The following is a 17,534-nucleotide window of genomic DNA, read 5'->3' on the forward strand; positions in this document are numbered from 1 at the left end:
CTCAGCTGGGTCCGGCCTTGTAGCCGACACCGCGCACCGTCACGACGATCTCGGGGCGCTCCGGGTCCTTCTCCACCTTGGAGCGCAGACGCTGCACATGCACGTTGACCAGGCGGGTGTCCGCCGCGTGCCGGTAGCCCCAGACCTGCTCCAGCAGCACCTCGCGGGTGAACACCTGCCAGGGCTTGCGCGCGAGGGCGACCAGCAGGTCGAACTCGAGCGGGGTCAGGGCGATCGAGGCACCGTCCCGCTTGACCGAGTGCCCGGCCACGTCGATGACCAGGTCACCGATGGCCAGCTGCTCGGGTGCGGGCTCCTCCGACCGGCGCAGACGGGCCCGGATACGGGCCACCAGCTCCTTCGGCTTGAACGGCTTGACGATGTAGTCGTCGGCCCCGGACTCCAGGCCCACGACCACGTCCACCGTGTCGCTCTTGGCGGTGAGCATCACGATCGGCACACCGGACTCGGCCCTGATCAGCCTGCACACCTCTATGCCGTCCCGTCCGGGCAGCATGAGGTCGAGCAGTACCAGGTCCGGCTTCGCCTCCCGGAAGGCAGCAAGTGCCTTGTCACCGTCCGCTACGAACGACGGCTCAAAACCTTCTCCACGCAGCACAATGCCGAGCATCTCGGCCAGCGCGGTGTCGTCGTCGACGACAAGGACGCGTCCCTTCATGGTTGACATCATCCCATTAGCTAATCGTTACCCGGCGGTGAGCTGTCCCACAGCCAAAAGGGCTGGAAATCGCCCCTCGGACCTGCGTGGAGATCAGGTCGACCAGTCTGCCCCGGATCCGGGCGACAATTGAAGGTAAGGGCTGCCGGACCTCCGGGGGGACGGCCAGGGTTACGGGGGCCTCACAATCCCCTACTCCGTTCGGGACCCCCACGTGGCACGATGGCAGCGACCGGCGCCCCCGCCGCCGCAGGTGCACGTGAAGGAGCGACGATGAACGACTCTCCGGGCTGGGCTACGCCCGGATCCTCTCCGTCCGACGGCGAGCGGCCGGGAACCCCCGCCGCCCAGCCGGGCACCGACGGCGGCGCGCAGCAGCCCGGCCGGCCGGCCGGCGACCCGAAGTGGTCCGCCGAGCAGCCGCCGCCCGGCCAGTGGTCGAACCCGGGCACCACGGCTCCCGAAACCCCGCCGGCACCCCCGCAGCCCGCCGCGGGAGGCTGGGGACAGCGCCAGGACACCCCGTACGCAGGCCAGAACGGCCCCCAGTACGGCTACCCGGGCGGACCCGGCCAATGGGGCAGCCCCCCGGCCGCCAAGCCCGGTGTGATCCCCCTGCGCCCCCTGGGCCTGGGCGAGATCCTCGACGGCGCGGTCGCCACCATGCGCACCCACTGGCGCTCGGTGCTGCCCATCACCCTGGTCGTGGTCACGGTCGTCCAGGTGATCAGCGTGCTCGTGCAGAAGTACATGCTGGAGGACGTCGTCCTCGCACCGAACGAGGACGTCACGCCCGAGCAGATGCTCGACAGCGTCGGCAGCACCCTGTCGGTGACGGTGGTGACCCAGTTCATCCAGATCCTCGGCACCATCGTGGTCACCGCGATGCTCACCATGGTCTTCAGCCGGGCCGTGCTCGGCCAGAGCTCCTCGGTCTCCACCGCCTGGCGCGAGGCCCGCCCCCAGCTGCTGCGCCTGATCGGGCTCACCCTGCTGCTGGCCCTGGGCGCCATCCTGATCGGCGCCGTCCTGGTCCTGCCCGGCATCACCGCCGACAGCACCGGCCTGATCATCCTCGGCTTCGTCGCCTGGCTCCCGCTCCTCGTCTGGCTGGGGATCAAGTTCAGCCTGGCCTCGCCCGCCCTGATGCTGGAGAAGAGCAGCGTCTTCAAGGCCTTCGCCCGGTCCTCGAAGCTGGTCAAGGGCTCCTGGTGGCGCGTCTTCGGCATCACGCTGCTGACCGGCGTCATCGCGTTCGTGGTCGGGCTGATGATCGTCGGCCCGCTCCAGCTGATCGGCCTCCTCGCCTTCGGCGGCGGGTTCGACGCCCTGGAGGACGGCAGCGCCCAGACCGCCTGGGGCACGCTGATCTTCTCCGCCATCGGCTTGATCATCGCGCAGACCATCGTCATGCCGATCCAGTCCGGCGTCACCGTCCTCCTCTACGTCGACCAGCGCATCCGGCGCGAGGGCCTCGACCTGGAGCTCGCCCGGGCGGCCGGCGTCGAGAACTACGGGTGATGCGCGCGGAGGTCCCGCCGGTGACGACACCGCGCGAGGCCGCCCGTGAGGCGGCCTCGCGCGAGCTGTCCAAGCCGATGTACCACGAGAACGACCCGAGCCTGGTGGACCGCGCGACACGCGCGTTCTTCGACTGGCTCGACGACCTTTTCGGCGCCGCCTCCGGGGCAACCCCCGGAGGCGCCGTCGGCCTGATCGCCGTCGTCCTCCTGGCAGCCCTCGCCATAGCCGCCCTGTGGTGGCGCCTGGGATCCCCGAGCCGCACCGCCACCTCCCCGGGCACCCTCTTCGACGACGGCATCCGCAGCGCCGCCGACCACCGCAAGGCCGCCGACGCCCACGCCGCCGCCGGCCGCTGGACCGAAGCCGTCCAGGAACGCATGCGCGCCGTCGTCCGCTCCCTGGAGGAGCGCACCCTCCTGGACCCCCGCCCGGGCCGCACCGCCGACGAGGCGGCCGCCGAAGCCGCCGCGTCCCTCCCCGACCACGCCGCAGACCTCCGCGCCGCCGCCCGCACCTTCGACGACGTCACCTACGGCGGCCGCACCGCCGACGCCGACACGTACACGCGCCTGCGCACCCTCGACCTCACCCTCACCCACACCAAGCCCCTCCTGACGGGACCCACCCCATGACGCCCCACGACGGGCCCCCAAGCCCCCAGGGCGCGGAAACCACACCGGGCCGTCCCACCGCGGGCTCAGGCGGGGACGGGTGTGTGCCGGGGCGCTCCCCGCAGGGCGTCGAACGCAATGCGGCCCGGCCCTCCGACCCCCCGCCACGTTCGGCGCCCGAGGAAACGCCCCGGCGCGCGCCCGGCCCCACCCCGCCGACCGCCCCCGGCACGGACAACGACACCGGCGGCACGGCGGGCAACGGCGGCACGGCCGGCAACGGCGACAACGGCAGCGGCAGCGGCAGCGGCAGCGGCAGCGGCAGCGGCAGCGGCAGCGGCAACGGCAACGGCAACGGCAACGGCAGCGGCAACGGCAACGGCAACGGCAACGGCAACGGCACATCAGCCCGCACCCGCAAAGCCCACCGCACCCGCCGCATCCTCGCCACCGCCGCCGTCCTGGCCATCGGCGTCACCATCCTGGCCGCCCTCAACTCCGGCACCCGCCACGGCTACCTGGACCCCCGCTCCGCCGACCCCTTCGGCAGCCGCGCCGTAGCCGAGCTCCTCAAGGCCCGCGGCGTCACCACCCGCGTCGTCACCACCGCCACCGAGGCCGCCGACGCGGCCGGCCCCCGCACCACCCTCCTGGTCACCGACCCCGACCGGCTCGGCGCCACCCAGCGCCGCACCATCCGCTCCGCCATCGACCTCTCCGGCGGCCGCACCGTCCTGCTCGCCCCCGGCGGCCACAGCCTCCCCTATCTCTCCCCCGGCGTCCGCACCGCCGGAGACGCCGCCCCCGACGAACTCGACCCCGCCTGCACCCTGCCCGCCGGGGCCTCCGCCGGCCGCGCAGCAACCGGCGGCGGCCTGCGCTACACCACCACCCTCCCGGGAGCCACCGCCTGCTACCCCAGCGGCGGCCACCCCACCCTGCTCACCCTCCTGGCGGGGACCCGCGGCGACACCGTCCTCCTCGGATCCGAGACGGTCCTCCTCAACGAGAGCCTCGCCGAGGAAGGCAACGCCTCCCTCGCCCTCCAACTCCTCGGCTCACGACCGGAACTCGTCTGGTACATGCCGTCCCTCGCGGACTCCGACCCGGACACCGGCGCCTCCGAGGACAAGAGCCTCTTCGAACTCGTCCCGGACGGCTGGTCCTGGGCCCTGCTCCAGCTCTTCCTCGCCGCCGTCGTCGCCGCCCTCTGGCGCGCCCGCCGCCTCGGCCCCCTCGTCACCGAGAAGCTCCCCGTCGTCATCCGCGCCTCCGAGGCGACCGAGGGCCGAGCCCGCCTGTACCGCAAGGCAGGCGCCCGCGACCGCGCCGCCACCGTGCTGCGCGCCGCCACCCGCGAACGCCTCGCCGCCCTCACCGGCGTACCGCACACCCGGGCCCACGACCCCGCCGCCCTCGCCCCGGCGGTCTCCGCCCGGCTCACGGACGGCACTTGGGACGTCACCGCCCTCCTCTTCGGTACCACCCCCTCCGACGACGCGGCACTCGTCGCGCTCGCCGACCACCTCGACGCCCTCGAAAGAGAGGTCCGTACGTCATGACGTACCCGGCCACCGAGTCCACGGCTGCGACCGCGGACAGCGCCCGCGCTTCCCTCGAAGCGCTCCGCACCGAGATCGGCAAGGCCGTGGTCGGCCAGGACTCGGCCGTCACCGGTCTCGTCGTCGCGCTCCTGTGCCGCGGCCACGTCCTCCTCGAAGGCGTCCCCGGCGTCGCGAAGACCCTCCTCGTACGGGCCCTGGCCGCGTCCCTCGAACTCGACACCAAGCGCGTCCAGTTCACCCCCGACCTGATGCCGAGCGATGTCACCGGCTCGCTCGTCTACGACGCCCGCACCGCCGAGTTCTCCTTCCAGAACGGCCCGGTCTTCACCAACCTCCTCCTCGCGGACGAGATCAACCGCACGCCCCCGAAGACCCAGTCCTCCCTCCTCGAGGCGATGGAGGAACGCCAGGTCACGGTCGACGGAACCCCGCGCAAGCTGCCGGAGCCCTTCCTCGTCGCCGCCACCATGAACCCGGTCGAGTACGAGGGCACGTACCCCCTCCCGGAAGCCCAACTGGACCGCTTCCTGCTCAAGCTGACGGTTCCTCTGCCCTCCCGCGAGGACGAGATCGGCGTCCTGACGCGCCACGCAGCCGGCTTCAACCCCCGCGACCTGCACGCCGCCGGCATCCGCCCGGTCGCCGGCCCGGCCCAGCTCGAAGCCGCCCGCGAGGCCGTCGCCAAGGTCTCCGTCTCCCCCGAGATCGCCGGCTACGTCGTCGACATCTGCCGCGCCACCCGCGAATCGCCGTCGCTCACCCTCGGCGTCTCCCCCCGCGGCGCGACCGCCCTGCTCGCCACCGCCCGCGCCTGGGCCTGGCTCACCGGCCGCGACTACGTCACCCCCGACGACGTCAAGGCCCTCTCCCTCCCGACACTGCGCCACCGCGTCCAGCTGCGCCCGGAAGCGGAGATGGAGGGAGTCACCGCCGACGCCGTCATCACGGCGATCCTCTCCCACGTCCCCGTCCCCCGCTGATGGCCCTCACCGGACGCGCCGCCCTGCTGGCGGCCCTCGGCAGCATTCCGGTCGGCGTCCTCGAACCGAGCTGGACGGGAATGCTCGCGGTCAACGGCCCGATCGCCCTGGCCTGCGCGGTCGACTACGCCCTGGCGGCGCCGGTCCGCAGCCTCGTGCTGGCCCGCTCGGGGGACACCTCGGTCCGCCTCGGCGAACCGGCGGACGTCCACCTCACCGTCACCAACCCCGGCAGCCGCACGCTACGGGCCCGCGTCCGCGACGCCTGGCCCCCGAGCAGCTGGCTCCCCGGCACGGAGGGCGCCGCCTCCCGCCACGAGGTGGTCGTCCCCGCGGGCGAACGCCGCCGGCTGACCACCCGTCTGCTCCCCACCCGCCGCGGCGACCGCCGCGCGGACCGCGTCACGATCCGCTCGTACGGGCCCCTGGGCCTGTGGGCCCGCCAGGGCACCCACGTGTCCCCCTGGACGGTCCGGGTCCTGCCGCCCTTCACCAGCCGCAAGCACCTGCCCTCCCGGCTGGCCCGGCTGCGCGAACTGGACGGCCGTACCAGCGTCCTGACGCGCGGTGAGGGCACCGAGTTCGACAGCCTCCGCGACTACGTCCCCGGCGACGACACCCGCTCCATCGACTGGCGCGCCACCGCCCGCCAGCACAAGGTGGCCGTCCGCACCTGGCGGCCCGAACGCGACCGGCACATCCTCATCTGCCTCGACACCGGCCGCACTTCGGCGGGCCGTGTCGGCGACGCCCCCCGCCTGGACTCCGCGATGGACGCGGCCCTGCTCCTCGCCGCCCTGGCCACCCGCGCCGGCGACCGCGTGGACCTGCTGGCCCACGACCGCCGCCCCCGGGCCCAGGTCCAAGGACGCGCGGCGGCCGACATCCTCCCGTCCTTCGTCAACGCGATGGCCCCCCTCGAACCCGAACTGGTCGAGACGGATGCCCGCACCCTGGTCTCCACCGTCCTGCGCAGCGCCCCGCGCCGGTCCCTGGTGGTCCTCCTGACGAGCCTGGACGCGGCCCCGATCGAAGAGGGCCTGCTCCCGCTGCTGCCCCGGCTCACCCAGCGCCACACGGTTCTGCTGGCCTCCGTCGCCGACCCGTACGTCGCCGAGATGACGAAGTCCCGCGGCAGCGTGGACGCGGTCTACGAGGCTGCGGCCGGCACCCAGGCCCAGGCCCAGCGCCGCCGCACCGCCGACCAGCTCTCCCGGCACGGCGTCCACGTCGTCGACGCGACCCCGGACACCCTGGCCCCGGCGCTGGCCGACGCCTACCTGGCCCTCAAGGCCGCCGGCCGCCTGTAGCCTGCCGCCCGCCACTGTCCGTTCTCCTCACGGTGCAGCCGACGAGCTGAAGGCCTTCAGCTCGTCGGGCTGAATACGCTGGTCGGGCACCCACCAGGAGGACACCATGGCCGACCTCACCCCCGAGCAGATGCGCCGAATGCACGACTTCGCGGAGCAGCTCGCGGAGCTGGCCGAGCACCAGGAGGACTCGTGGAAGGTGCAGACGACCGACGGCCGGATCTTCCTCACGATGATGAGCCCCACGGCTCCCCACGGGCTCAACGTGGCGCGACTGCGCCGCCAGATCGAGGCCCAGACGCCAGAGGTCATGGCGCTCAACGACACGAACATGGGCGATCCCCAGACCGGCCTGGCCAAAGTCCCCGATCTCTTGGTCATCGCGGAAGAAGCCACCGACGACACGGCGAAGGTCGTCCACTCCCGCGACGTCCTGATGGTGCTGGAAGTCCTCTCCCGCACGAACTCGCTCACTGACATCCGCGACAAGCTGCACGACTACCCGAGGATGGGGGTCCCCGTGTATGTCGTGGTAGACCCCCGCAAGGACAAGAAGACCGTCACCGTGCACACCGACCCCTCAGCAGGGCCCGACGGCATCCGCTACCGCAAAACGGTCCCCTACGCCTTCGGGGACACTGTCACCGCCGGCCGCTGGACGCTCGACACGAGCAGCCTCAAGAGCTACCCCGCCGACTGGTGAAGCCCCTGAGTCAGTCGGTCGCACCAAGCGACCCTGCCGGTAAACGCAGAAAAGCCCCGCACCGAACCCGAGGGTTTGGTGCGGGGCTTCCCACAATGATTGTTCGGCGGCGTCCTACTCTCCCACAGGGTCCCCCCTGCAGTACCATCGGCGCTGAAAGGCTTAGCTTCCGGGTTCGGAATGTAACCGGGCGTTTCCCTAACGCTATGACCACCGAAACACTATGAAATTTGAACGCTGGCATGAACACAGCTGTTCGTTATTTCAGAACTAACACAGTGGACGCGAGCAACTGAGGACAAGCCCTCGGCCTATTAGTACCAGTCAGCTTCACCCGTTACCGGGCTTCCACATCTGGCCTATCAACCCAGTCGTCTACTGGGAGCCTTACCCTCTCAAGGAGGTGGGAATACTCATCTTGAAGCAGGCTTCCCGCTTAGATGCTTTCAGCGGTTATCCCTCCCGAACGTAGCCAACCAGCCATGCCCTTGGCAGGACAACTGGCACACCAGAGGTTCGTCCGTCCCGGTCCTCTCGTACTAGGGACAGCCCTTCTCAATATTCCTACGCGCACAGCGGATAGGGACCGAACTGTCTCACGACGTTCTAAACCCAGCTCGCGTACCGCTTTAATGGGCGAACAGCCCAACCCTTGGGACCGACTCCAGCCCCAGGATGCGACGAGCCGACATCGAGGTGCCAAACCATCCCGTCGATATGGACTCTTGGGGAAGATCAGCCTGTTATCCCCGGGGTACCTTTTATCCGTTGAGCGACGGCGCTTCCACAAGCCACCGCCGGATCACTAGTCCCGACTTTCGTCCCTGCTCGACCCGTCGGTCTCACAGTCAAGCTCCCTTGTGCACTTACACTCAACACCTGATTGCCAACCAGGCTGAGGGAACCTTTGGGCGCCTCCGTTACCCTTTGGGAGGCAACCGCCCCAGTTAAACTACCCATCAGACACTGTCCCTGATCCGGATCACGGACCGAGGTTAGACATCCAGCACGACCAGAGTGGTATTTCAACGATGACTCCACAACCACTGGCGTGGCCGCTTCACAGTCTCCCACCTATCCTACACAAGCCGAACCGAACACCAATATCAAACTGTAGTAAAGGTCCCGGGGTCTTTCCGTCCTGCTGCGCGAAACGAGCATCTTTACTCGTAGTGCAATTTCACCGGGCCTATGGTTGAGACAGTCGAGAAGTCGTTACGCCATTCGTGCAGGTCGGAACTTACCCGACAAGGAATTTCGCTACCTTAGGATGGTTATAGTTACCACCGCCGTTTACTGGCGCTTAAGTTCTCAGCTTCGCACGCCCGAAAGCGCACTAACCGGTCCCCTTAACGTTCCAGCACCGGGCAGGCGTCAGTCCGTATACATCGCCTTACGGCTTCGCACGGACCTGTGTTTTTAGTAAACAGTCGCTTCTCGCTGGTCTCTGCGGCCACCCCCAGCTCACGGAGTAAATCCGATCACCAGTGATGGCCCCCCTTCTCCCGAAGTTACGGGGGCATTTTGCCGAGTTCCTTAACCATAGTTCACCCGAACGCCTCGGTATTCTCTACCTGACCACCTGAGTCGGTTTAGGGTACGGGCCGCCATGAAACTCGCTAGAGGCTTTTCTCGACAGCATAGGATCATCCACTTCACCACAATCGGCTCGGCATCAGGTCTCAGCCTTAATGAGGGACGGATTTGCCTACCCCTCGGCCTACACCCTTACCCCGGGACTACCACCGCCCGGGCTGGACTACCTTCCTGCGTCACCCCATCGCTTACCTACTACAAGTCTGGTTCGTCGGCTCCACCACTTTCCTTTCCCCGAAGGGTCCGGAACGGCTTCACGGACTTAGCATCGCCTGATTCGATATTGGGCGTTTCAAAGCGGGTACCGGAATATCAACCGGTTGTCCATCGACTACGCCTGTCGGCCTCGCCTTAGGTCCCGACTTACCCTGGGCAGATCAGCTTGACCCAGGAACCCTTAGTCAATCGGCGCACACGTTTCTCACGTGTGTATCGCTACTCATGCCTGCATTCTCACTCGTGAACCGTCCACAACTAGCTTCCGCTGCTGCTTCACCCGGCACACGACGCTCCCCTACCCATCACAGCGGGCGTTGGCCCTATTGCTGCAATGACACGACTTCGGCGGTACGCTTGAGCCCCGCTACATTGTCGGCGCGGAATCACTTGACCAGTGAGCTATTACGCACTCTTTCAAGGGTGGCTGCTTCTAAGCCAACCTCCTGGTTGTCTCTGCGACTCCACATCCTTTCCCACTTAGCGTACGCTTAGGGGCCTTAGTCGATGCTCTGGGCTGTTTCCCTCTCGACCATGGAGCTTATCCCCCACAGTCTCACTGCCGTGCTCTCACTTACCGGCATTCGGAGTTTGGCTAAGGTCAGTAACCCGGTAGGGCCCATCGCCTATCCAGTGCTCTACCTCCGGCAAGAAACACACGACGCTGCACCTAAATGCATTTCGGGGAGAACCAGCTATCACGGAGTTTGATTGGCCTTTCACCCCTAACCACAGGTCATCCCCCAGGTTTTCAACCCTGGTGGGTTCGGTCCTCCACGAAGTCTTACCTCCGCTTCAACCTGCCCATGGCTAGATCACTCCGCTTCGGGTCTAGAGCGTGCAACTCAATCGCCCTATTCGGACTCGCTTTCGCTACGGCTTCCCCACACGGGTTAACCTCGCTACACACCGCTAACTCGCAGGCTCATTCTTCAAAAGGCACGCAGTCACGACCGTTGCTCCGAAGAACAACGGCGACGCTCCCACGGCTTGTAGGCACACGGTTTCAGGTACTATTTCACTCCGCTCCCGCGGTACTTTTCACCATTCCCTCACGGTACTATCCGCTATCGGTCACCAGGGAATATTTAGGCTTAGCGGGTGGTCCCGCCAGATTCACACGGGATTTCTCGGGCCCCGTGCTACTTGGGAGATGAGCAAGCAAGCCGCTGATGTTTCGTCTACGGGGGTCTTACCCTCTACGCCGGACCTTTCGCATGTCCTTCGACTACATCAACGGTTTCTGACTCGCCGACCGGCCGGCAGACCGATCAAGCTCATTCCCACAACCCCGCATGCGCAACCCCTGCCGGGTATCACACGCATACGGTTTGGCCTCATCCGGTTTCGCTCGCCACTACTCCCGGAATCACGGTTGTTTTCTCTTCCTGAGGGTACTGAGATGTTTCACTTCCCCTCGTTCCCTCCACATGCCCTATGTGTTCAGGCATGGGTGACAGCCCATGACGACTGCCGGGTTTCCCCATTCGGACACCCCCGGATCAAAGCTCAGTTGGCAGCTCCCCGGGGCCTATCGCGGCCTCTCACGTCCTTCATCGGTTCCTGGTGCCAAGGCATCCACCGTGCGCCCTTAAAAACTTGGCCACAGATGCTCGCGTCCACTGTGTAGTTCTCAAACAACGACCAGCCACCCATCACCCTGCTCCCTCAAGGAGAACAAGTTCACTGGGGCCGGCACTGAAGACATGACCTCACGGCCGTACCTTCAGGACCCAACAACGTGCCAAGCACGATCCCCTCCACCATTCCTGTGTTCCACGCCCAAGGGCAGTACTTACAGAAGGTTTCGGAAACCGTGCCAACTAATCAACGTTCCACCCATGAGCTGACCGTGCAGAACATTTGTCTGCAATCGGTACTGTGCTCCTTAGAAAGGAGGTGATCCAGCCGCACCTTCCGGTACGGCTACCTTGTTACGACTTCGTCCCAATCGCCAGTCCCACCTTCGACAGCTCCCTCCCTTACGGGTTGGGCCACCGGCTTCGGGTGTTACCGACTTTCGTGACGTGACGGGCGGTGTGTACAAGGCCCGGGAACGTATTCACCGCAGCAATGCTGATCTGCGATTACTAGCAACTCCGACTTCATGGGGTCGAGTTGCAGACCCCAATCCGAACTGAGACCGGCTTTTTGAGATTCGCTCCACCTTACGGTATCGCAGCTCATTGTACCGGCCATTGTAGCACGTGTGCAGCCCAAGACATAAGGGGCATGATGACTTGACGTCGTCCCCACCTTCCTCCGAGTTGACCCCGGCGGTCTCCTGTGAGTCCCCATCACCCCGAAGGGCATGCTGGCAACACAGGACAAGGGTTGCGCTCGTTGCGGGACTTAACCCAACATCTCACGACACGAGCTGACGACAGCCATGCACCACCTGTATACCGACCACAAGGGGGGCACTATCTCTAATGCTTTCCGGTATATGTCAAGCCTTGGTAAGGTTCTTCGCGTTGCGTCGAATTAAGCCACATGCTCCGCTGCTTGTGCGGGCCCCCGTCAATTCCTTTGAGTTTTAGCCTTGCGGCCGTACTCCCCAGGCGGGGAACTTAATGCGTTAGCTGCGGCACCGACGACGTGGAATGTCGCCAACACCTAGTTCCCAACGTTTACGGCGTGGACTACCAGGGTATCTAATCCTGTTCGCTCCCCACGCTTTCGCTCCTCAGCGTCAGTAATGGCCCAGAGATCCGCCTTCGCCACCGGTGTTCCTCCTGATATCTGCGCATTTCACCGCTACACCAGGAATTCCGATCTCCCCTACCACACTCTAGCTAGCCCGTATCGAATGCAGACCCGAGGTTAAGCCTCGGGCTTTCACATCCGACGTGACAAGCCGCCTACGAGCTCTTTACGCCCAATAATTCCGGACAACGCTTGCGCCCTACGTATTACCGCGGCTGCTGGCACGTAGTTAGCCGGCGCTTCTTCTGCAGGTACCGTCACTTTCGCTTCTTCCCTGCTGAAAGAGGTTTACAACCCGAAGGCCGTCATCCCTCACGCGGCGTCGCTGCATCAGGCTTTCGCCCATTGTGCAATATTCCCCACTGCTGCCTCCCGTAGGAGTCTGGGCCGTGTCTCAGTCCCAGTGTGGCCGGTCGCCCTCTCAGGCCGGCTACCCGTCGTCGCCTTGGTGGGCCATTACCCCACCAACAAGCTGATAGGCCGCGGGCTCATCCTTCACCGCCGGAGCTTTCAACCCCCGCCCATGCAGGCAGGAGTGGTATCCGGTATTAGACCCCGTTTCCAGGGCTTGTCCCAGAGTGAAGGGCAGATTGCCCACGTGTTACTCACCCGTTCGCCACTAATCCACCCCGAAGGGCTTCATCGTTCGACTTGCATGTGTTAAGCACGCCGCCAGCGTTCGTCCTGAGCCAGGATCAAACTCTCCATGAATGTTTACCCGTAATCGGGTGCACACATCACTTAGAGCGGGCACGTCATGTCGGAATAAGACCGACGCGCCACAACGTCCTCGCTGTGTAATTGCCTGCCAGCACCCGAAGGCCCGACAGGTCTTTTTCAAAGGAACCTCATCCACCGAAGTGGACGGGGTATCAACTTCTGGCGTTGATTTTTGGCACGCTGTTGAGTTCTCAAGGAACGGACGCTTCCTTTGTACTCACCCGCAGCTACATTCGCTGGGGCTTTCCTCCGGGCTTTTCGTTCTGTGTTCTTACGTTTCCGACTCTATCAGACTCTTTCGGGCCCGACTTCCTCGATGCTTTCCAGTTCCTGCGCTTTCGCGCTTTCTCTTTCCGGCGATTCCGACTCTATCAGAAGTTCTCCACCGGATTTCCCGGCTTGGATTCCTGAATGAGGAGTCGGCTACGCCCCACTGGAATTCAATTCCTTGGTGGGGACGCGAGATAGGTTAAACCATCGCTGCCGAACTTGTCCAGTTCGAGGCAACCGTTCAAATCTACCTCCCCGCGCGCTCCGTGTCAACGGTCTTCGCGGGACGACGAGGAGACTAGCAGCTCAGCGGGCTCGTACGCACATCAGGCCGCGGTCGGGAGCGTCGCCGTCCGGTCGGCGGCCTCGACGTCACCCACCTCGCCCGCGCGGGAGGCCCTGCCGCCCAGGACGAAGACGTAGAGCAGGAAGGCGGCCTCGGCGACGACGCCGATGGTGATGCGGGCCCAGGTGGGGAGGCCCGACGGGGTCACGAAGCCCTCGATCAGGCCCGAGACGAACAGCACCACCGCGAGGCCGATGGCCATGCCGAGGGCGGCGCGGCCCTGTTCCGCCAGGGCGGTGCGGCGGGTGCGGGGGCCCGGATCGATGACCGTCCAGCCCAGGCGCAGGCCCGTGCCCGCGGCCACGAAGACGGCCGTCAGTTCGAGCAGGCCGTGCGGGAGGATCAGGCCGAGGAAGACGTCGAGGCGGCCGGCGGAGGCCATCAGGCCGAGGCCGACCCCGAGGTTGGCCATGTTCAGGAACAGGATCCACAGCACGGGGAGTCCGAGGAAGGCGCCGAGGACGAGGCAGATCGCCGCCGCCTGGGCGTTGTTCGTCCAGACCTTGGCGGCGAAGGAGCCCGCGGGGTGGCTGGAGTAGTACGTCTCGTACTCGCCGCCCGGCTGCGTGAGCGCCTTCAGGTCCGCCGGGGCCGCGATGGCGCCCTGGACCTCGGGGTGCGTGGCTATCCACCAGCCGATGAGCACGCCGAGCGCCGTGGAGAGCAGTGCGGTCGGTATCCACCAGCGGCGGCTGCGGTAGACCGCGGCCGGGAAGGCCGCCGTGAAGAAGAGGGCGGCGTCGCGCCAGCCGGCCCGGCGGGTGCCGGTCACCGTGGCGCGGGCGCGCGCGACCAGCTGGGTCAGCCGGCCCGTGAGCATGGGGTCGGGGGTGCTGGACTGGATGAGGGAGAGGTGGGTGGAGGTGCGCTGGTAGAGCGCGACGAGTTCGTCGGCCTCCGCACCGGTGAGCTTGCGGCCGCGGCCCAGGAGCTGCTCCAGGCGGTCCCATTCCGCGCGGTGTGCCGTCACGAAGACGTCGAGATCCATCCGGTTGCCGCTCCCCTGCCCCAGGTCACCTGCTGCTGCCTATTCCTCGTGTGGTCAGCTTGGCAGACTGGATGCCGTTGGGGCGGGGCAGGTCACATGAGAGGTGCTGCGGTGAGCGATCTGGTGACGGGGGACGCGGTCGTCCTGGGGTTGCGGCCCGCGAGGCTGCCGAGCCGCGGGCTGGCGATCCTCCTCGACCTGGTCGTGTACGTCACCGGGTACGTGCTGCTCTCGGTCGGACTGGCCCTCGCGACCGCCTCGCTCGACGACGCCGCCCAGGCGGCCGTGGGAGTGGCGAGCTTCCTCCTGTTGCTGGTCGGCGTGCCGATCGCCGTGGAGACGCTGTCCCACGGGCGGTCCCTGGGCAAGCTCGCCTGCGGGCTGCGGGTGGTGCGCGACGACGGCGGCCCGATCCGGTTCCGGCATGCGCTGGTCCGCGGGGCCATGGGAGTCGTGGAGCTGCTGCTGACCTTCGGGACGGTGGCGTGCATCGCCTCGCTGGTCTCGGCGCGCGGGCGGCGGGTCGGGGACGTCTTCGCCGGGACGCTCGTGGTCCGGGAGCGGGTGCCGGGGGCCCGGGTGATGCCGGTGCCCCCGCCGCCGCCGTGGCTGGCCGGGCGGTTCACCGGGCTGGACCTGTCGGCGGTGCCGGACGGTCTGTGGCTGGCGATTCGCCAGTACCTGACGCGGATGAACCAGCTGGATCCGCAGGTGGGCGCCGCGATGGCGGCGAGGCTCGCGGACGATCTGGTGGCGCGCACGGGGGCGCCTGCACCGGCGGGGGTGCCCGCTGCCGCGTTCCTGATGGCCGTGGTGCACGAGCGGCAGTCGCGGGACGCCGCCAAGGCGTTCCGGTCCGCCGCTGCCGCCGCCCCCGCGCCGGCCCCCGCCTTTGCGCCGGCCCCCGCTCCTGCCGGGTACGTGCCGACGCCCGTTCCGGCCCCCGTTGCGACGCCCGTTCCGACGCCGGCTCCCTACGTGGCTCCCGCGCCCGTGGCCCCCGTGGAGGCGCCGCGCGCCGGGGGGTTCGCGCCGCCCGCCTGAGGGGTCAGTGCTCCTCGAAGGTGGAGGGCGGCGTCTCCAGGTGCTCGAGCTCGATGCCGGGGGCCGAGAGCACCACGTCGCCGGCGATGTGGATCGTATGGACCTCGCCCGTGTCCAGGGCGCTGACCTGGTACTCGTCCACAAGGAGCGGGCCGCTGTCGGTGGGGTGTTCCTCGCGGGCCAGCAGGGCCCACGCCTGGTCGACCGTACGGGGGGCCAGGACCGGGTCGGTGAGGGCGAGGAGCCGGACGCGGGTGGCGGGGGCTCCTGGGGTCAGGCGCAGCAGGCGGGCCGTGGCGACCAGGAAGGCCGGGGAGGTGCCGGTGAAACCGGGGGCGGCGATGTTGCCCTCGGTGGCCTCGGTGCCGGTGGGGTCCGTACGGACCCAGGTGACGCCGTCGATGGCGGCGCCGCGGACCTGCCAGCTCGCGGCGTTCACTTCGAGGCGGATGGGGCGGCCGAGTTCGTCGATCGCGAGGTCGACGGAGCCGCGGTGGTCGCCGTTCGGCGCGGTGAGCTGGGAGACGTAGCGCCAGCCCGAGGGGCCGGGGGCGCAGTGGAAGTGCTCCTCGCCGAGGGGGGTGTGGTCGTGCGGGTCGTGGAGCGAGTATCGGCCGCGGGGCATGGTGCGCACACTTCTTGGGATCGAGGGCGTCGGGGGGATCGAGGGATACGGGGCAGGCCCCCGGCACGGGTGCCGGGGGCCTGCTTCACGTGATGCCGCCGCTGATCAGAGGCTGATCAGGAGCTGATCGGGGGTTGATCAGTAGCGGTAGTGGTCCGGCTTGTACGGGCCCTCGACCTGGACGCCGATGTAGGCGGCCTGCTCCGGGCGCAGGGTGGTCAGGCGGACGCCGAGGGCGTCGAGGTGGAGGCGGGCGACCTTCTCGTCGAGGTGCTTCGGCAGCACGTACACCTCGGTCGGGTACTCCTCCGGCTTGGTGAAGAGCTCGATCTGGGCCAGGGTCTGGTCCGCGAAGGAGTTCGACATGACGAAGGACGGGTGGCCGGTCGCGTTGCCCAGGTTGAGCAGACGGCCCTCGGACAGCACGATCAGGACCTTGCCGTCGGGGAACTTCCAGGTGTGGACCTGCGGCTTGACCTCGTCCTTGACGATGCCGTCGATCTTCGCGAGGCCGGCCATGTCGATCTCGTTGTCGAAGTGGCCGATGTTGCCCACGATGGCCTGGTGCTTCATCCTGGCCATGTCGGCGGCCATGATGATGTCCTTGTTGCCGGTGGTCGTGATGAAGATGTCGGCGCTCTCGACGACATCGTCCAGGGTGGCGACCTGGTAGCCGTCCATCGCCGCCTGCAGCGCGCAGATCGGGTCGATCTCGGTGACGATGACACGGGCGCCCTGGCCGCGCAGGGACTCGGCGCAGCCCTTGCCGACGTCGCCGTAGCCGAAGACCACGGCCGTCTTGCCGCCGATGAGGACGTCGGTGGCACGGTTGATGCCGTCGATCAGGGAGTGGCGGCAGCCGTACTTGTTGTCGAACTTCGACTTCGTCACCGCGTCGTTCACGTTGATCGCCGGGAACAGCAGCGTGCCCTCGGACATCATCTCGTACAGACGGTGGACACCCGTGGTGGTCTCCTCCGTCACACCGCGGATCTCGGACGCGAGCTGGGTCCACTTCTGGGGGGACTCGCCGAGGGTGCGGTTGAGCAGGGTGAGGATGTGGGCGTACTCCTCGGAGTCCGCGGTCGACGGGTCCGGGGCCGCGCCGGCCTTCTCGAACTCGACGCCCTTGTGGACGAGGAGGGTGGCGTCACCACCGTCGTCGAGGATCATGTTCGGGCCGCCGGTGGGGGTGTTCGGCCAGGTCAGCGCCTGCTCGGTGCACCACCAGTACTCCTCCAGCGTCTCGCCCTTCCAGGCGAAGACGGGGATGCCCTGCGGGTTCTCCGGGGTGCCGTTCGGGCCCACCGCGATGGCGGCGGCCGCGTGGTCCTGGGTGGAGAAGATGTTGCAGGAGGCCCAGCGGACGTCGGCGCCGAGGGCTGCCAGCGTCTCGATCAGGACGGCGGTCTGGATCGTCATGTGCAGCGAGCCGGTGATGCGGGCGCCAGCCAGCGGCTGCGCCTCGGCGTACTCGCGGCGGATCGACATCAGGCCCGGCATCTCGTGCTCGGCCAGGGTGATCTCCTTGCGGCCGAACGCGGCAAGGGACAGGTCTGCGACCTTGAAGTCCATGGGTGCTGCTCCTCATGGTTCGAGAGGTGGGTACGGCTGGTCCGTGCGCCGTCCTGGGGACGGGACACCGAGCACA

11 protein-coding genes and 3 rRNA genes are annotated in these 17,534 nt (G+C 67.3%); 7 read left to right on the plus strand and 7 right to left on the minus strand.

The genetic code is table 11. From position 1 onward, the window contains the following. Window position 1: 1 nt before the first annotated feature. Window positions 2-691 (minus strand): two-component system response regulator MtrA, encoded by a 690-nt coding sequence (gene mtrA / locus OG332_RS17165; RefSeq protein ID WP_189747360.1) that lies wholly within the window; start codon window positions 689-691, stop codon window positions 2-4. A 261-nt stretch (window positions 692-952) separates the two neighbouring features. Between mtrA and OG332_RS17170 the strand changes: the two genes are divergently transcribed. From OG332_RS17170 to OG332_RS17195, 6 genes are all read left to right on the plus strand, one after another. After that, the gene (locus tag OG332_RS17170; protein ID WP_327414303.1) at window positions 953-2,200 is read left to right on the plus strand and encodes a glycerophosphoryl diester phosphodiesterase membrane domain-containing protein; all 1,248 of its coding nucleotides are present in this window, start codon (window positions 953-955) and stop codon (window positions 2,198-2,200) included. Then, a complete protein-coding gene (locus tag OG332_RS17175; protein ID WP_327414304.1) occupies window positions 2,200-2,835 on the plus strand; it encodes a DUF4129 domain-containing protein in 636 nt (211 codons plus the stop codon). Before OG332_RS17170 ends, OG332_RS17175 begins: the two co-directional genes overlap by 1 nt. A gap of 83 nt (window positions 2,836-2,918) precedes the next feature. Next, window positions 2,919-4,376 carry a DUF4350 domain-containing protein gene (locus tag OG332_RS17180; protein WP_327414305.1) on the plus strand — a complete coding sequence of 486 codons (1,458 nt, stop codon included), beginning with the start codon at window positions 2,919-2,921 and terminating at the stop codon, window positions 4,374-4,376. After that, on the plus strand, window positions 4,373-5,359 hold the full coding sequence (locus OG332_RS17185; protein WP_327414306.1) for an AAA family ATPase: 987 nt from the start codon (window positions 4,373-4,375) through the stop codon (window positions 5,357-5,359). Before OG332_RS17180 ends, OG332_RS17185 begins: the two co-directional genes overlap by 4 nt. Next, window positions 5,359-6,669 (plus strand): DUF58 domain-containing protein, encoded by a 1,311-nt coding sequence (locus OG332_RS17190; protein ID WP_327414307.1) that lies wholly within the window; start codon window positions 5,359-5,361, stop codon window positions 6,667-6,669. The genes OG332_RS17185 and OG332_RS17190 overlap by 1 nt, the downstream gene beginning before the upstream one ends. 106 nt (window positions 6,670-6,775) lie before the next feature. Continuing rightward, window positions 6,776-7,372 (plus strand): Uma2 family endonuclease, encoded by a 597-nt coding sequence (locus OG332_RS17195; RefSeq protein ID WP_327414308.1) that lies wholly within the window; start codon window positions 6,776-6,778, stop codon window positions 7,370-7,372. 101 nt (window positions 7,373-7,473) lie between these two features. Here the strand turns inward: OG332_RS17195 and rrf are convergent. The 4 genes from rrf to OG332_RS17215 all read right to left on the minus strand — a co-directional run bounded on the left by rrf (window position 7,474) and on the right by OG332_RS17215 (window position 14,214). Further along, window positions 7,474-7,590, minus strand: a 5S ribosomal RNA gene (rrf, locus tag OG332_RS17200). A 76-nt stretch (window positions 7,591-7,666) separates the two neighbouring features. Further along, window positions 7,667-10,789, minus strand: a 23S ribosomal RNA gene (locus OG332_RS17205). 287 nt (window positions 10,790-11,076) lie between these two features. Then, a 16S ribosomal RNA gene (locus OG332_RS17210) occupies window positions 11,077-12,601 on the minus strand. The 16S, 23S and 5S rRNA genes sit together here, the layout of an rRNA operon. Window positions 12,602-13,206: 605 nt before the next feature. Next, a complete protein-coding gene (locus tag OG332_RS17215) occupies window positions 13,207-14,214 on the minus strand; it encodes a stage II sporulation protein M (RefSeq protein ID WP_327414309.1) in 1,008 nt (335 codons plus the stop codon). A 111-nt stretch (window positions 14,215-14,325) separates the two neighbouring features. On the opposite strand from OG332_RS17215, the gene OG332_RS17220 reads away from it, so the two are divergent. Then, on the plus strand, window positions 14,326-15,258 hold the full coding sequence (locus OG332_RS17220; protein WP_327414310.1) for an RDD family protein: 933 nt from the start codon (window positions 14,326-14,328) through the stop codon (window positions 15,256-15,258). A 4-nt stretch (window positions 15,259-15,262) separates the two neighbouring features. Here OG332_RS17220 and OG332_RS17225 read toward each other — a convergent pair whose 3' ends face one another. Together OG332_RS17225 and ahcY are read right to left on the minus strand one after the other, a co-directional pair. Then, window positions 15,263-15,883, minus strand: coding sequence for a hypothetical protein (locus OG332_RS17225; RefSeq protein ID WP_327414311.1), 621 nt, complete (start codon window positions 15,881-15,883; stop codon window positions 15,263-15,265). Window positions 15,884-16,021: 138 nt separating this feature from the next. Further along, a complete protein-coding gene (ahcY, locus tag OG332_RS17230; RefSeq protein ID WP_327414312.1) occupies window positions 16,022-17,458 on the minus strand; it encodes an adenosylhomocysteinase in 1,437 nt (478 codons plus the stop codon). Window positions 17,459-17,534 lie beyond the last annotated feature (76 nt).

It is taken from the genome of Streptomyces sp. NBC_01233 (assembly GCF_035989305.1).
Classification (GTDB): Bacteria; Actinomycetota; Actinomycetes; order Streptomycetales; family Streptomycetaceae; genus Streptomyces.

Excerpts from the sequence above, each read along its gene's own strand:
- OG332_RS17170 (WP_327414303.1), top strand. The coding sequence starts at position 953 with ATGAACGACTCTCCGGGCTGGGCTACGCCCGGATCCTCTCCGTCCGAC.
- mtrA (WP_189747360.1), bottom strand. The coding sequence starts at position 691 with ATGATGTCAACCATGAAGGGACGCGTCCTTGTCGTCGACGACGACACC.
- ahcY (WP_327414312.1), bottom strand. The coding sequence starts at position 17,458 with ATGGACTTCAAGGTCGCAGACCTGTCCCTTGCCGCGTTCGGCCGCAAG.
- OG332_RS17175 (WP_327414304.1), top strand. The coding sequence starts at position 2,200 with ATGCGCGCGGAGGTCCCGCCGGTGACGACACCGCGCGAGGCCGCCCGT.
- OG332_RS17195 (WP_327414308.1), top strand. The coding sequence starts at position 6,776 with ATGGCCGACCTCACCCCCGAGCAGATGCGCCGAATGCACGACTTCGCG.
- OG332_RS17190 (WP_327414307.1), top strand. The coding sequence starts at position 5,359 with ATGGCCCTCACCGGACGCGCCGCCCTGCTGGCGGCCCTCGGCAGCATT.
- OG332_RS17185 (WP_327414306.1), top strand. The coding sequence starts at position 4,373 with ATGACGTACCCGGCCACCGAGTCCACGGCTGCGACCGCGGACAGCGCC.
- OG332_RS17225 (WP_327414311.1), bottom strand. The coding sequence starts at position 15,883 with ATGCCCCGCGGCCGATACTCGCTCCACGACCCGCACGACCACACCCCC.
- OG332_RS17215 (WP_327414309.1), bottom strand. The coding sequence starts at position 14,214 with ATGGATCTCGACGTCTTCGTGACGGCACACCGCGCGGAATGGGACCGC.